The organism is Salinicola sp. NYA28a (assembly GCF_976982775.1).
Window position 1 is genome coordinate 2359097 of sequence record NZ_OZ334582.1, and the last position, 15394, is coordinate 2374490.

A 15394-nucleotide genomic window follows, 5' to 3' on the forward strand; every position below is an offset into this window, starting at 1 on the left:
AATGCTACGAAGCAAGGAGTCCCAATGACCAAACGCGTTGCCATCATCGGCGCAGCTCACCGGTTCCCGAGTGCCCCGACATCACAACGTTTCTGGCAAGCGCTCAAGGCCGGTGAAGATCTCGTCACCACGGTTGCCGATGACCGTTGGGGATTGGAAGCCTATCGCCATCCCGACAAGCAGCACCCCGGCACCAGCTACACTTTCGCCGCCGGCAGTCTCGGCGACATTGCCGGCTTCGACGCCAGCTTCTTCGGCATCTCGCCGCGTGAAGCCGCCCAGATGGACCCGCAGCAGCGCATCCTGCTGGAAATGGCCTGGGAAGCGATGGAAGACGCCGGCATCCCGCCGCAGACGCTGCGCGGCAGTCAATGTGGCGTGTTCCTGGGTATCGCCAGTCTCGACTATTCGTACCGCATGGCCGACGACATGTCGGTGATCGACACCTCGACCGCGACCGGCAACACATCGAGCATCGCCTCGAACCGCATCTCCTATGTGTTCGACCTGCACGGCCCGAGCATGTCGATGGATACCGCCTGTTCCTCGTCGCTGGTCGCCTTTCACCAGGCGTGCCAGTCGATCCGCAGCGGCGAAACGGAAATGGCGCTGGCCGGCGGCATGAGCCTGCATCTGCACCCGTTCGGCTTCATCATCTTCTCCAAGGCGAGCATGCTCTCGCCCACCGGACGTTGCCAGGTCTTCGACGAATCCGGAGACGGCTACGTGCGCTCCGAGGGCGGCGGCATCTTCCTGCTCAAGGACTACGACAAGGCCGTCGCCGACGGCGACCGTATCCTGGCCATCGTCGCCGGTAGCGGCGTCAATACCGATGGTTTCAAGAAAGGCCTGACCGTGCCCAACACCGATGCCCAGGTCGCGCTGATGAGCCAGACCCTGGCGCGTGCGGGGCTGACGCCGGACGACATCGACTATCTGGAAGCCCACGGCACCGGCACTGCCGTCGGCGACCCGCTGGAAACCCGCGCCATTGGCGCGGCGATCGGCCAGAAGCGCAAGACGCCGCTGCCGATCGGTTCGGTCAAGAGCAACCTCGGCCATCTGGAGACCGCCTCTGGCGTCGCGGGGCTGGCCAAGGCGCTTTATGCCCTGCGTGAACGTGAAGTACCCGCCACCATCGGTATTCGCAAGGTCAACCCGAGGATCGACCTGGAAGGCTGGAATCTCGACATCGTCGACAAGCCGCGCAAGCTGAAAGCCGAAGGCCAGTTGACCATCGGCATCAACTCGTTCGGTTTCGGCGGCGCCAATGCCCACGTCATTCTGCAGTCGCCGAGCGAGACGCTGCAGCCCGAGGCAGCCGGCCAACCCAAGGCACCCGTCCGCAAACTGCCGCTGTGCTTGAGCGCCCGCAGCCCGGAAGCGCTGCGCGAGTTCGCCGCTCGCCTGAGCGACAACCTGACCGCGGGCAACGTGTCGTTCTACGACACCGCCTACAGCCTGGCCTTCCGCCGCGAACGCCATCCGCACGCGGCGGTACTGCTCAGCGACAACGCCGCCGATGCGATCACCCGGCTGGATGCCCTGGCCGCCGCCGAGAGTGTTCCCGGCGCCGCCGTTGGCGAACGGGTCGACAACGGTTTCGGCCCGGTATTCGTCTACGACGGCAACGGCTGCCAGTGGACGGCGATGGGCCGTACGCTGCTGAACGAATCCCCGGTCTTCGCTGCCGCCGTCGATGAGGTCGACGCGCTGTTCGCCAGCCACGCCGGCTTCTCGCTGCGTGCCGAGCTGGAGGGGATCAATCAACAGAACTCCGTCGAAGGCGAAGATCGCCTGGCGCGGACCGAAATCGCCCAGCCGGCGCTGTTCGCGCTCCAGGTGGGCGTGACCCGACTGCTCGAATCCGAAGGCGTGCGCCCTGCAGCCGTCACCGGCCACAGCGTGGGTGAAGTCGCTGCGGCCTGGGCCTGCGGCGCGCTGAGCCTGGCCGATGCGGTCAGCGTCATCTACCACCGCAGCGCCGGCCAGGGTCGCACCCGGGGCAGCGGCGAAATGACCGCCGTCGGCCTCGGTGCAGATGCCATGCGGCGCTGGCTGGACGATCCCGCCGATTCCAAGGACGGTTCCAAGGGCTATGCGGACATCGTGATTGCCGGGGACAACAGCCCCAAAGGCGTGACGCTGGCCGGCCCCGCGCAAGCGCTCGAGCGCCTGGAAGCGGCGCTCTCCGCCGAGCGGGTCTTCGCCAAACGCCTGGCGCTGGATTACGCCTTCCATAGCCCGGCCATGGACCCGATCCGCCAGGACGTGATCGACGCCCTGAGACACATCACGCCTCGCGCCGGTCGCGTGCCGTTCATCTCCACCGTTGCCGGCAAGGTGCTGGAAGGCAGCGAACTGGGCGCCGAATACTGGTGGCTCAACATCCGCGAGCCGGTGCAGTTCGGGCCGGCGGTCGATTCGCTGATCGAATCCGGCGCCCGCGCGTTCATCGAGATCGGCGCCCAGCCGATCCTGCGTCGCTACCTGACCGATGCCTTCACCGCCCGGTCGGTCACCGGCAGCGCCATCGGCACGCTGAGCCGCGATCATGACGGCGCCAGCGCCATGGAAGCCAGCCTCGCCGCGCTGCTGGTCAGTGGTGCCGTTTCCCCCGAGGCGTGGTTCCCGGTTGCCGGGCTTTTCGTCGACCTGCCGCACTACCCCTGGCAGCGCGAGCGCTACTGGATCAAGACGACCGGCGACTCCCAGGGCCTGATGGGACGCCACTACGAACACCCGCTGCTGGGCTACCGCCTGGCGCGTCAGGGCATGGTGTGGGAAAGCCAGCTCGATACCCGCCGCCTTCCCTGGCTGGCCGACCACCGTGTCGGTGACGCCACGGTGTTCCCCGGCGCCGGTTTCGCGGAACTGGCGCTCGCCGCCGCCGCGGCTACCAAGGCATCGCCGGTGCTGGACATCGAAGCGCTGGAAATTCTCAGTCCACTGCTGCTGGACGCCATCCATGGCAAGAAGCTGCAGCTGGAAATTCAGGACGCCGACGGCACCCTGACCATGAAGACCCGCGAGCCGGCCAGCGAGGATGCCTGGACGCTCAATGCCCGCGCCCGCATCGCGGCGCAGACGCGCGGCCTGCTGCTGACACGTCGTGGCACGCCGCTGCCGGACCGGCCGGCGGATTATACCCGCGAGCAGCATCTGGCGATGGCCGCACACGTGGGACTGGAGTATGGCCCCGGCTTCCAGGCGATCAGCGACGTGTGGGTCGAGGGCGACCGTGCCATGGGTCGCGTCGAGCTGCCCGCCGCCATTGCCGAGGATCAGCGCGACTGCCTGCTGGCACCGGGGATTCTCGACAGCGCCTTCCAGCTGTTCATTCCGCTGCTGGCAGACGAACTCGCCAGGGCCGGCGGCCTGGCTTTCGTCCCGGTGCGCCTGGAGCGACTCCAGCTCCAGGTCGATGCCGCCCCGCCGGCGTCGATGGAAGTCCGCCTGACCAGTCGCGCCCCGCACTCGCTGTGCGCCGACGTCGCGCTGTTCGATGCCGCCGGCAACGCCGTGGCGGTGGTCGAAGGCGCGCGTTTCAAGGCCGCCCGCCTGCGTCACGCCGTACAGCACCGGCTCAGCTATCTCGACCATCGCCTGGTGCCGGCGCCGCGTGAAGCCGCCGCGCTGCCACTCGACGACGCCACCACCGAGCTGGCGCTGGGTCAGCTGATCGAGAACTACCGCAGCGTGACCGATGGCCGCTACGGCGACGAAGTCGAACCGCTGCTCGAGACGCTGGTCTCCGCGTTTCTCGACGAAGCGCTGCGCGGCTATGCCGACAGCGACGGCCAGCTCTTTGCCGATCAACTGCTCGCCGGGCCTCTCGAAGCCGGCACGGCCGAGCCCCGCCAGCGCCGCCTGGCGGTGATCGAACTTGCGCTCGCCATCGGCATCGCGGCGGAAACGCCGACCGGCTGGCAGTTGCAGGAAGCGCCGGAGATCGACGCGGCAACGATATGGAACCTGCTGATCCGGGACTATCCGGACTACGCCGCGCTGACCCACAGCATCGGGCGCTTCGGCCTGCACCTGACGGACTGGTTCGAAGGGCGTCTCGACGATCATCTTGATAGTCGGGCCACGCTGGGCCTGGATGCCCCGCGCCTGACACGGCTGGTACAGGCTGCCGTCAGCGAACGCGGCTGGCACGCGCTGGCAGATACCTGGCTTTCGCAATACGCCATGTCGCTGGAGCTGCTACCGCCCCACCAGCGGCTGGTGATGCTCGAAGCCTCGGCGCTGCGTCCGCAGCTCGGCGAACGGCTGATGAGCGGCCTGACCGGCGATCGCGCCCAGTATCGCTTCGTCGCCCTGAGGGACAGCGCGGCGAGCGAAGCGCAATCCCTGGCGGAACACGACGCCAGAGTGGATGTGCTGACGCTCGATGCCGCCGCCCCCGCGATCGGCGCCAACGTCGCGCTGGTGACGCTGGATGGCACGCAGAACGAAATCGACAAGCTGCTGCGCTGGCTACCGGCACAGTTGGCTGACGACGCCCAGATCGCGCTCCTGGTACTGGGCGACACCGACTGGCAGTCGTTCCTGTCGATGGCGATGGAACCGGACACGCGCCCTGCCGACCTCCAGACCACGCTGCAGCAACTGGAAGCGCTGGGGTATCGTCAGATCGAACGCCACGCACTGGAAAGCGAGCAAGGCGGCCTGCAGCTGTTGACCGCCCAAGCGCCGATGGCGGCACGCTCGACGGAAACCGAATCCGAGCGCCTTCGTGGCGATGCGGCCCATCCCGCCGAGCAGTGGCTGGTCATCAGCGACGACGCTGCCCAGTGGCTGGCGTCGAAACTGGTCAAGCGCTTCGAGACACTGGGCCAGACCGTTCACCACCTGGTCGGCAGCGAGCTGGCGCCCCAGGACCTGCTCCCGCTGGCGCTCGAATCCTTCAACCCGAGCCAGATCGTCGACCTGCGCGGCCTGGCAAGCGCCGCCGAAGACCGCTGCGTGCTGGCCGCCCAGTGGTTGCAGACACTGGAGGCTCACGAGAGCCCTGCCGCGCTCTGGTGGCTGACGCTGGGCGTGGGTGCGCATTTCTTTATCGCGCCCGAAGCCGCGCTTTCTACGCGGTCCGACGCCACCGCGCTTTCCAAGCTGCCCGAAGCCGCAGCAAGCGCGCCGCACGCTTCCATGTCGTCTGATCTTTCCAGGCTAGCTGAAGACGCCGCCTTGTGGGGCTTCGGACGTTCGCTGCAGAACGAGGCCGGGAGCCGCCAGGTGCGGCTGCTGGATCTGCCGCTGTCGAGCCGGGACTCGCTGTCCAACGAGCTTTTGGATGCGCTGCTGTTCGAGCTCAGCGTGCCGGATGCGGAAACCGAAGTCGTGCTGGACGCCGACGGTCAGCGCTGGGTGCCGCGCCTGGGTCTGGCGCCGGCGCCCGGCACGCAAGTCGGCGAGGAAGCCTCCGCCGGCGATCGCGCCGTCAGCCTGGGCTTCGAGCTACCGGGTCAACTGCGCCACCTGCGCTGGCAGCCGCATGATCTTCCCGCGCCGCAAGCCGGCCAGGTCGAGATTGCGGTCAAGGCCACCGGACTCAACTTCCGCGACGTCATGTACGCGCTCGGCCTGCTCTCGGACGAAGCGATCGAGAACGGCTTCGCCGGCCCCACGCTGGGCCTGGAGTTCGCCGGTGAAGTGGTCAGCGTCGGCGATCCGAATGGCTCGCTGTGCCCGGGTGACGCGGTGGTCGGCTTCGGCCCAGCCAGCTTCAGCGATCGACTGGTCGCCAGCGTCAACGCAGTGGCAAAGATTCCTGCCGAGATCGGCTACGCTGCGGCGGCGACGATCCCGACGACCTTCTTCACCGTCTACTACTCGCTCAAGCATCTGGCTCGCGTACAGCCCGGCGAACGGCTGCTGATCCACGGCGCGGCCGGCGGCGTCGGCCTCGCCGCGATCCAGGTCGGCCGCTGGCTGGGGGCGGAAATCATCGCCACGGTCGGCTCGCCGGAGAAACAGGACTTCCTGCGGCTGATGGGGGTCGATCGCATCTACGATTCGCGCAGCCTGACCTTTGCCGAAGAGATTCTTCACGACAACTTCCTGGAACGTCAGACCCGGGAAGGCGACGGCAACGGCCAGCGTGTCGGCGCCGATGGCGTCGATGTGGTGCTGAACTCCCTGGCCGGTGAAGCGATCAACCAGAACCTGCGCGTGCTCAAGCCGTTCGGCCGCTTCATCGAACTCGGCAAGCGCGACTTCTACGAGAACACCAAGGTCGGCCTGCGCCCGTTCCGTAACAACCTGAGTTACTTCGGCGTCGACTCCGATCAGTTGATGAGCGAGCTGCCGGAACTCACCGGCGAACTGTTCACCGAGATGATGGCGCTGTTCGCCGACGGCACGCTGTCGCCGCTGCCGTACATCGCCTTCGGCAGCGACCGCGTGGTCGAGGCGTTCCGCTACATGCAGCAGGCCCGCCAGATCGGCAAGGTGGTCGTTACCTACGAACGCCCGCCGCAGATGGCACCGGCCCCCGCGAAGGACATTCCGCTGACGCTGGATGCCGCCGGCACCTATGTCGTGACCGGCGGCCTCGGCGGCTTCGGTCTGGCCACCGCCGAATGGCTGGCCGCCAAGGGCGCGCGCCAGCTGTTGCTGCTGAGCCGTCGCGGCCCCACCACCGAGGAAGCCGAAACCGGCATCGCACGGCTGGAAGCGCTCGGAGTGACAGTCGCGGCCCGCGCCTGTGACGTAACCGATGCCGAGGCGCTCGAACGCGTGCTGGACGAAGCGCGCCAGAGCCTCGGCCCGATTCGCGGTATCGTCCACGCCGCGACCGTCATCGACGATGGCCTGATCCGCAATCTCGATGAAGCGCGTATCCGCCACGCCATGGCGCCGAAACTCGAAGGCGCGCGCCATCTGGATTCGCTCACCGCCGACGACGAACTCGAATTCTTCGTGGTCTACTCCTCGGCGACCACCCTGTTCGGCAACCCCGGCCAGGCGAGCTACGTGGCCGCCAACCACTGGCTGGAAGCCTTCACCGCCCACCGGCGCGCCAACGGGCGTCCGGCGACGGTGGTGCGCTGGGGCGCGATCGAGGACCTGGGCTTCCTCGCCCGCAACACCCAGACCCGCGACAGCCTGCAGGAACGTCTCGGCGGCCAGGCACTGACCTCCGCCGATGCCCTGGCGGTGCTCGAGCGTATGCTGGTGGCCGATGTCGCCTCGCTCGGCGTGCTCGAACTCGACTGGCGTGCTTTGGCGCGCTTCCTGCCCACGGCGGAAGCGCCGCGCTATCGTGAAATCGCCCGCACCGCCGAGGACGACGGCAGCCAGGAAGGCGACGACGACCTGCAGAAGCTGCTGGCCAGCCTGGCGCCGGAAGCGCTCTACACCACCCTGATCGATGTCCTCAGCAAGGAACTCGCCAAGATTCTGCTGATCGACGAGGAGAAGATCGATATTCACAAATCCGTCTACGACATGGGCTTCGACTCGCTGATGGGCGTCGAGCTGGTGACCGCGCTGGAAGCCCGCCTGGGCGTCCAGGTCCCGGTCATGGTGCTCAGCGAAGCCGGCACGCTGGCCAAGCTGTGCGACTACCTGATGCTCAAGCTGCGTGGCGACGAAGCCCCGTCAGACAGCGATGAAGACGCCCTCAGCGGGCTGGCCGCCCAGCACGGCGTCGAGGTGCTGCAGAATGGCGGTGGATCACAGGGCGACGCCGGGGAGGCCAAATCATGAGCCAATCCCGCGACGTGCTGAAACAGCGCCTGCTGCAGGAAGCCCGCCAGCGCCGCCAGCAACGGCCGGAGGGCGATACCGCCCCCAGGCCGGCCGCGACCAGCGTCGACGAGCGCTTCACCCGCTTCGACCGTCATCCGGGCTATCAACAGCTCAAGATGATGCGCGAAGGCGGCAAGCGCCTGGGCATTCCCGACCCGTTCTTCAAGGTCCACGAGAGCACTGCCGGGGCGACCACGGTGATCGGCGGGCGCGAGTGCATCAATTTCGCCAGCTACAACTACCTGGGCCTGGCTCATCACCCCAAGGTGATCCAGGCCGGCATCGATGCGCTGGAGCGTTACGGCAGCTCGGTCTCGGCCAGCCGTCCGGTCTCCGGCGAACGGCCGATCCACCACGAGCTGGAACGGGCGATCGCCGAGACGTACGAAGTCGAAGATGCCGTGGCGTTCGTCAGCGGCCATGCCACCAACGTTTCGACGCTGGGCTATCTGCTCGGCCCCAAGGATCTGATCCTTCACGACGAGTACATCCACAACAGCACCGTGGTCGGTGCGCAGCTCTCCGGCGCGCGCCGCATGAGCTTCGCGCACAACGATCCGGCTGCGCTCGAGGCGCTGCTGACGCGCCATCGCCGCCAGTTCGAGCGTGTGGTGGTGGTGATCGAAGGGCTTTACAGCATGGATGGAGACGCCCCGGATCTGAAACGCTTCGTCGAGATCAAGCAGCGCCACCAGGCATGGCTGATGGTGGATGAAGCCCACTCCTTCGCCGTGATGGGCGACCGGGGGCTGGGGCTGCGAGAATACTGCGGCGTGCCGGCTCTCGATGTCGATATCTGGATGGGCACGCTCTCCAAGACACTCTCCGGCTGCGGTGGCTATATCGCCGGCTGTCGTGAACTGGTCGAGATGCTGCGCTACTTCGCGCCGGGGTTCCTCTACAGCGTAGGCATGCCCGCCCAGGTGGCCGGGCCGTCGCTGGCCGCCCTGCAGATCATGAAGGAAGAACCCGAGCGCCTGAAGCGCTTGCACGATATCTCGCGCTACTTCCTGCAGCAGGCGCGGCTCAAGGGGTTCGATATCGGCGAGAGCATCGGGGTCGCCGTCGTGCCGGTGATCGTCGGCAGCTCCGTGCTGGCCGCCGGGCTATCTGACGCCCTGCTCAAGGACGATATCAACGTGCAGCCGATCCTTCACCCGGCCGTGCCCGAGAAAAGTGCGCGCCTGCGCTTCTTCCTCAACTGCGACCACACCCGCGAACAGATCGACCGGACCCTCGACATGCTCGAGACAGAGTGGAAAGCGCGTACCGCCTAGCGCGCGTTGTTACCCACCAAACGAACGCGGCCTTGCCATAGAAGTGGCAAGGCCGCGGTTGTATTCAAGCATTGACCCTCGGGCATACAGCGCCTCGGCTCCTGCGACTATCGGCGAGACGGCCGATTGCCTGCCCTACCGTTCGGAGCCAGCATTCGCTCTACCGCCCCGGCCAGTGGCGCCCCAGCCACCGCAGCAGCGGGTTGGTCGAATCGCTGCAGAATCGCTGCGGTTCCTCCCGGAATTTGCGCCATTTGCGCTTCGTGGGCGATAGCGGTGCCGGCGCATCGCTCTCTTCCCCCAGGAACCGCCGGCTGTGGTAGCTCATTGCCGCCAGCTCCGAGCCGATCTTGGCCTTTTGCGCCGCCGTCAGCCGATCCGCTTCCAGCTTTTCGGCAAGCTTGCGCGCCCTTTGTACGTGGTGCAGCAAGCGCCTGGGCATTTCCTGGTAGTTGGCTTCGATTCGAAGCTGGTCGAGCGTTTCCGCCAATTCCAGAGCAACACCGCTGGCTGCGTCTGGCGTGCCCAGCAAGCGCTCCAGGGCCGAATGCGGCAAGGCCGCTACGGAAGCCGATGCATTCTCATCACTGAGCAGCCCGCGGGATCGGGCAAAACGAAACAGAGCCACTTCCGGCACGCTGACCGGATTGGGCGGCACGAAGGGAAAGTACTCGAGCTCTCTGACGTTACCGCCTCGGGAGTGAATCATCGCGAAGCCCGCCAGACGCCAGAGCGATTTCAGATCGGGTGATTTGATCGCCGCCAGTTGTTCGTTGAGCGCCACGAAGTGGGTCTCGGCATCTTCGATGCGCGGATAATCCTCGGCCTTTCCCAGGTAATCGCGTAGATACGCCTCGGCCAGATCGATTTCGGCCAGCTCCCGCTCCAGGCTCTTCTTGTCCGGCAGGCGATAGCTTTCGAGAATGCGCTCGACTGGCAGCTTCAATACCTTGCACTGCCTTCTAAGCTTCAGACGGCGGTTGATCCAGGTGTAAGCGAGCTTGGTTTCCGGCGCCAGTTGCAGCGCCGACTCGACATACTCGGCATCTTCGGCGGTTGCCTCTTCGGGCATGACCGTTGCGCGAACCCGGCCGAAAGCGGCGTATCGGTCACTATCCTGCGCATGAAGCGCGCGCATTGCAGCAAGGCGTCGATTCCCGTTGACGACCACACCATCGTAGGTGATCAACAAGGGCTCGGTCTGCTGAGCCTGACGCGCCAGTTCCTCATAGATCGCCCCCCGCGGATCCTGAGATATCGGTACCAACAGTTGCTGAAGCGCTTCCTGTACCCATTTCTGGTCAATCTGCGAAGCAAACGTCTGCTCATCGAGATCCTGTTCACTCAGGTAACGATGAAGCTGGGTGATCAACCGCCCATTTTCAGGACGAAATAACGGTAGATCGACAGGCACCTCGACGACCGGCATCTCTCGGTATTCACCGCGAAAGAGAACGTAAGTGCTCCCGAACGACGCGCGCTCCAGTGCCGAGCGGATTTCACGTGCGGCTTCCTCGCGTGATGCCATCTCGCTGCTCCTCGTCGGGGTCGAGATTCAGGCTCATGGCAAGCGCTGCCCACCATGTCTTCGCCCATGTTCGGAGAGAAGCATAGTCAAGGCGGTGCAATTGACGCGAGATGAACCCGGCCGCCGTTCCCTGTTCACTATTGGCAGGTATCGGCACCCACTCATCGAACCGTCCTCAGAAACGCGGAAAGCAACCCGAAGGTTGCTTTCCAGTAGGGTGTTAACCGCATGCAACAGAAGCTGATGAGCCATGGGCATGATGACAATCAGAAGCATTCCTGATGAAGTACACGACGCATTGAAGGCACGGGCCAAGCGGCATAACCGCAGCACCGAAGCCGAAGTACGGGCCATCCTGGAAGAGGCCACATGGCCAGCAAAACGCCTTCACATGGGCGATGCTCTGGCAGCTCTGGGCCGCAAGGTGGGCTGACCAACGAAGACGTTGCGCTCTTCAATCAGGCGCGCGACAAGACATCGGCCAAGCCTATGAGATTTGAATGATCGTCCTTGATACCAACGTCGTTTCCGAGGCGATGAAACTCGAACCTAACCCGGCTGTCAGAGCTAGGCTCAACGCGCAGTCGGCCGAAACGCTATGTTTGCCCAGCGTTTCGCTGGCAGAGCTATTTGGCATTGCGCCGCCGCCCTAATCTGCTTCCGAATGCTTTTCAGGCCACTCTCAGAGAGGGCACCGCGCTGACATCTACTTCGCGCTCGGCATGCCAAGCGTCATGGGCCGCCTGAAGACGCAGCCACAGACCAGGGCCGTTGCCGAACAGCTTGCCGAGGCGTGCCGCCATTTCTGGTGATACAGGCTTGCGCGTAGCCAGAATGGCATGCAGCTGCTGGCGTGAGATGCCCAGCATCTTCGCGATGGCGCTCTTGCTGTAGTCCAAATCCTCCAGCATATCTTCGATCACCTCGCCGGGGTGCGGCGGGCAACGGCTGGAATCCTGCTTTGCCGTAATAGCCATATTGATTCCACCTCTCTCAGTGGTATTGCTCAAAATCAACCTGATAAGCGTTGCCGCCCTCGAATTCAAAGGTGAGGCACCATGGGCCATTCACATGCACGGTGTAACGCTTGGGATTGAAGCCCTGCAAGCCATGGAAGTTGTAGCCTGGTAAATTGATATCCTCAACGCTTGCGGCCTCGTTGATCACAGCCAAACGGATCAGGATGCGCCTATGCATACGCTTGTCGATCCTGGATTTACCGGTTTCCCACAACGTCGCCAGGCCCTTGCTCTTGAAGGTCTTGATCATGGGATCAGTGTAGTCTAACTGGCCACATGTGTAAACAAGTAGATTACAATACCAATACTACCATGGTGTCGGAGAGGATGAGTCGTTCAGAGAATGAGGAGTCGCTACCCGTGATTAAATGGCTCGAACCCATCGAGCCACAACACTACAACCGCCGCTGTTCGATCACGTGCCAGGATGACTTCCCGCCCTTGGCAGCAGCCCTGGCATCTTCCTGCCGACGCATGCGCTGGAGCACGCGGTATTGAAGTCGATTGAAGTAATCGAACCCCAAACCCGGTAATGGCAGGAAGGGATTGGTTCGGCTCATGCCCCATAGCGCCAGACGGGAACTGCCCGGCTCTGCGTTGCCTCTGGCATGTACGCCAAAGGTGTTGGCGATGAGTAGCGTATTGGCTTTGACACGAAACGGCTGAGGGCCGGATACGCCCAACCGCTCCGCCTCTTCCTGACTCACCCGGAACGAGCCGCGGGCCGTATATCGATCCGCGTGTTCCCTGGCGCGCAGGCTCATCTGGTATTCCCATTTGAGCCGCTCGCGATGCGGGCGGTTGGAACCAGGCACGAACACGAACGGACCGTTCTCGTCGGTCACGTCTTCGAGATAGAGCCAGAACTTCATGGTGGGCTGGAACGTATCGACATGCAGGTTCTTCTGCGGATCGCGCTCAGTCAGACTATCCCGGCTACCGTTGTGCACGTTCTCGATATGACAGATCGGTAAGCGAGCATGCCCGGCGCAATAACGGAACAGGCGCTTCAACGCGGCGTCTTCCAGTACTGCCTTGACCGCCGGCAGCTGCTCGATGACTTCCGGTGCCAGCAGAATTCGGTGCGTATTGGTATCGCATATCAACTTGACGTCAACGAGAGCGTCTTTCGGGAGATAATCCAGGCTGCGTGACATCCAGGCATAACTCACGATGATATTTTTATACTGTTTCTCCTGTTGCAAGGTCACCATCGTTTTCTTCAAGGACTCGGTCGCCTTGTTGGCATAGCGGTCTGCAAACAGCTCCGGTACGTCATTCCTATCCAACCTTCGTTTACGGTAGATTCGCTCTGCCTCGCGCCGAAGCCATAGATAGTCAGGGAGTTTTCGCTTGTTGTTTTTATAGACATAGACATTGGGCGCGATAGCTAGCAGCAGCCGCCTCGACCTGCTAACACTACGAGGGTCTCCCCCGGTGATGATGACATCCGTTGGATACCCCGAGTAGTTCAAGGCCGCGAGAAGCAGAAACGATCTTTGATGCGAGCCCATATTCAATGGCAGCATGGCGCCAGGGAATATCAACAGAGTACTGGCCTGCTCCTCCTTGAAAGGTGCATAACGTGAAATTTCATCCTCGTACAACCCATCGATAGCTTCGATGCCACAGGAGATCATATCTACCAATAAAGTCAGCGATATCGTTTCCTGCCTTGCAAACCCTAAAAGAACAAGCCTTTTCAGTGATCGCCCTTTGATCACTTCCTTTATTTCAGTTTCTTCTTCCAGCCCGACCTGAATGGATTCGATTCTTTCCTCATCGGCGCGAACAGGTGACAGCAGAAGAAAGTCTTCACCGAAATAGTGTTGAGACACTTTCTGTAACGCAGCTCTGAGTTCTGATTCGCCACCATATTTAGACAAAATTAATGTTTGCATAAGCTATCTACCTGCATCCTTGCTATATCTGCTTATCTACGTACAACAACCAGTACCAACCGTACGAAAACAGAAAGCCTTTTCGTGGCACAATCAGCCTGCTTACCATTAAACCCACAAAGACCGCCGCGTTGATAACCAAATGAATATCGTTGAGTTTCATCAAAATTATCAATTGCCAGCTGTCAAGGCCGGTAGACAATAACTAGCGCACGACTGATCTTTCAGGGTATATTTCATTTTCTCCTTCGGATTAAGTTTCAAGAAAATTGCTTTCGAGCATGCTACCGCCACCAAGCGCTCGGCTCGGAAAAAAACGCCCTGCTCGGAAAAACCTGCTCGGAAAAATAGTGCTCATGTTTGCACGAAAACGTTCATTCTGTTAATGCTGCCGTTCCGCATCGGCGCCTCTATCATCGATTCACGATACACGCTGAGACAGATGAGAAGGCACAGATTTTTTGTTACCGATTGATTGGACTCCCTAACGTTTGAGTCACATGCATGTAACTGATGTTATTTAAAAAGTTAAACGCCTAACCAACTAGCGAACGTCCCCGAGAAGTTCATTCAGGAATGGACATCCTTTCTAATCGCGCCACTTCACGTCGCAATATCGACATCTGCCCCCAATTTCAGGCACAAAAAAAGCAACCATGAAGGTTGCTTTTGAAGAAACGACGCAGGCTCAGGCCTCCATCGCTTTAGGTGCGTCTTGAAAATGCTATGTCATATTTGATGCCGCTTGATGCCACGCCAGGAAGAGAGCCGGCCCCTGGCAGCAAAAAGCATCCACCAAATCAATCCCTGTGGTCTCTGACGATCAAGATCAACATGTTCACAATCAGCGTGATAAACAATGCAATCACGGTAAACAGAACGATGTCATAAAGCCTTTCGGGCCGTTCGGGATATTCAGGCATCGTCGGTGACTGAAGGACCGAAAGCTGTTTCAGCTTGCGAGCCGCTTCAATACGCGTGTTCTCCAATGCAGACAGCGCTCCGGAATAACTTTCTTGTGCGAACTGCGCCTGCAGTTGCAGACGTTGATACTCGGATGAAACAGCATTCAGCGAGTCACCAGACTTGGTAGCCAACCGTTGCTGTTCTTGAGTGATCTGCTCGTTTAGCGCCTTGATCTGGCTGTTGATTCGAACAACCTGAGGCGACTGGGAACTCTGGAAGCTCATCAGTGCGCTCTTTTGTGCCTGCAAGCTGGCCAACTCGCCCTGCAGGCTCGACACAACGGAGCTCAAGCTCTCTACCGTTCCTGTCGGGGATACGAGACCGTTTTCGTTCTGGTATTCCAGCAACTGTTGGCGGGTGTCTTCATAGCGCTGCTTGAGTAGCTCGACTTGCCCTTCCAGGAAGCTGACCTGCTCCTCGGCAAGCTGCCTGCCCAGTTCATTCATGTGCCGCTCGCCTTCTTCCAGCAGAAGAGAGGCAATCTGATGGGCTTTTTCAGGCGTGAAGGCTTCGGCATCAACGCGAAGCACGCCGGCATAATCGTCTACTTCTATGGATACGTGGTCCAGATAATAATCGTAGATCTTCTCCAAAGGTTCATCGGCACTGCCCAGGCGGCTAAAGATATCGGCACCTGAATCCGCATAATGCTCGCTATAGCCAGCCTTATCGATCAAGTACTTCAACATATCGACAGAACGCATGTAATCACGCAGCACCAACATATCAGCGTTGCCGCTACCGCCCGTCAGCAGACTGCTGAAGTTCAACTGTGGCTGGGAAAGCTGCGGACTTTCGAGAACGACATTGGCATGAGAGACATAACGATCGCTCGCCCATATCCCCCAATAGAAAGCGTTGACGATAATCGCGAGGAAGCAAATGGCCCAATGCGGATATTTCTTGAGATAACTCTGAACTCTCATATTCAATACTTATCCATAA

At 61.8% G+C, this 15394-nt stretch carries 9 protein-coding genes; 4 read left to right on the top strand and 5 right to left on the bottom strand.

Going from position 1 to position 15394, the window contains the following annotated elements:
• Positions 1 to 24 precede the first annotated feature (24 nt).
• Positions 25 to 7716 (top strand): SDR family NAD(P)-dependent oxidoreductase, encoded by a 7692-nt coding sequence (locus tag ACWHY3_RS10705; protein WP_448126506.1) that lies wholly within the window; start codon positions 25 to 27, stop codon positions 7714 to 7716.
• Positions 7713 to 9035: an aminotransferase class I/II-fold pyridoxal phosphate-dependent enzyme gene (locus ACWHY3_RS10710; RefSeq protein ID WP_448126507.1), complete on the top strand. Its 1323-nt coding sequence runs from the start codon at positions 7713 to 7715 to the stop codon at positions 9033 to 9035. The genes ACWHY3_RS10705 and ACWHY3_RS10710 overlap by 4 nt, the downstream gene beginning before the upstream one ends.
• A 160-nt stretch (positions 9036 to 9195) precedes the next feature.
• Here the strand turns inward: ACWHY3_RS10710 and ACWHY3_RS10715 are convergent, their stop codons facing one another.
• Positions 9196 to 10563: a hypothetical protein gene (locus ACWHY3_RS10715; RefSeq protein WP_448126508.1), complete on the bottom strand. Its 1368-nt coding sequence runs from the start codon at positions 10561 to 10563 to the stop codon at positions 9196 to 9198.
• Positions 10564 to 10819: 256 nt separating this feature from the next.
• Here ACWHY3_RS10715 and ACWHY3_RS10720 point away from each other — a divergent pair, with 256 nt between their 5' ends.
• Both ACWHY3_RS10720 and ACWHY3_RS10725 read left to right on the top strand, forming a co-directional pair.
• Positions 10820 to 10996 carry a FitA-like ribbon-helix-helix domain-containing protein gene (locus ACWHY3_RS10720; RefSeq protein WP_256961350.1) on the top strand — a complete coding sequence of 59 codons (177 nt, stop codon included), beginning with the start codon at positions 10820 to 10822 and terminating at the stop codon, positions 10994 to 10996.
• Positions 10997 to 11063: 67 nt separating this feature from the next.
• Complete coding sequence (locus ACWHY3_RS10725) at positions 11064 to 11216, top strand: PIN domain-containing protein (protein ID WP_448126509.1); 153 nt, start codon at positions 11064 to 11066, stop codon at positions 11214 to 11216.
• Positions 11217 to 11234: 18 nt separating this feature from the next.
• Here the strand turns inward: ACWHY3_RS10725 and ACWHY3_RS10730 are convergent, their stop codons facing one another.
• From ACWHY3_RS10730 to ACWHY3_RS10745, 4 genes are all read right to left on the bottom strand, one after another.
• Entirely contained in the window at positions 11235 to 11540 is a 306-nt protein-coding gene (locus ACWHY3_RS10730; protein WP_087720571.1) for a HigA family addiction module antitoxin, read from the bottom strand.
• A 16-nt stretch (positions 11541 to 11556) separates the two neighbouring features.
• Entirely contained in the window at positions 11557 to 11832 is a 276-nt protein-coding gene (locus ACWHY3_RS10735) for a type II toxin-antitoxin system RelE/ParE family toxin (protein WP_087720572.1), read from the bottom strand.
• Between the two features lie 145 nt (positions 11833 to 11977).
• The gene (locus ACWHY3_RS10740) at positions 11978 to 13483 is read right to left on the bottom strand and encodes a phytanoyl-CoA dioxygenase family protein (protein ID WP_448126510.1); all 1506 of its coding nucleotides are present in this window, start codon (positions 13481 to 13483) and stop codon (positions 11978 to 11980) included.
• 800 nt (positions 13484 to 14283) lie between these two features.
• Complete coding sequence (locus tag ACWHY3_RS10745; protein ID WP_448126511.1) at positions 14284 to 15375, bottom strand: chain-length determining protein; 1092 nt, start codon at positions 15373 to 15375, stop codon at positions 14284 to 14286.
• Between the last annotated feature and the right edge of the window lie 19 nt (positions 15376 to 15394).

Excerpts from the sequence above, each read along its gene's own strand:
- ACWHY3_RS10705 (WP_448126506.1), top strand. The coding sequence starts at position 25 with ATGACCAAACGCGTTGCCATCATCGGCGCAGCTCACCGGTTCCCGAGT.
- ACWHY3_RS10710 (WP_448126507.1), top strand. The coding sequence starts at position 7,713 with ATGAGCCAATCCCGCGACGTGCTGAAACAGCGCCTGCTGCAGGAAGCC.
- ACWHY3_RS10715 (WP_448126508.1), bottom strand. The coding sequence starts at position 10,563 with ATGGCATCACGCGAGGAAGCCGCACGTGAAATCCGCTCGGCACTGGAG.
- ACWHY3_RS10720 (WP_256961350.1), top strand. The coding sequence starts at position 10,820 with ATGATGACAATCAGAAGCATTCCTGATGAAGTACACGACGCATTGAAG.
- ACWHY3_RS10725 (WP_448126509.1), top strand. The coding sequence starts at position 11,064 with ATGATCGTCCTTGATACCAACGTCGTTTCCGAGGCGATGAAACTCGAA.
- ACWHY3_RS10730 (WP_087720571.1), bottom strand. The coding sequence starts at position 11,540 with ATGGCTATTACGGCAAAGCAGGATTCCAGCCGTTGCCCGCCGCACCCC.
- ACWHY3_RS10735 (WP_087720572.1), bottom strand. The coding sequence starts at position 11,832 with ATGATCAAGACCTTCAAGAGCAAGGGCCTGGCGACGTTGTGGGAAACC.
- ACWHY3_RS10740 (WP_448126510.1), bottom strand. The coding sequence starts at position 13,483 with ATGCAAACATTAATTTTGTCTAAATATGGTGGCGAATCAGAACTCAGA.
- ACWHY3_RS10745 (WP_448126511.1), bottom strand. The coding sequence starts at position 15,375 with ATGAGAGTTCAGAGTTATCTCAAGAAATATCCGCATTGGGCCATTTGC.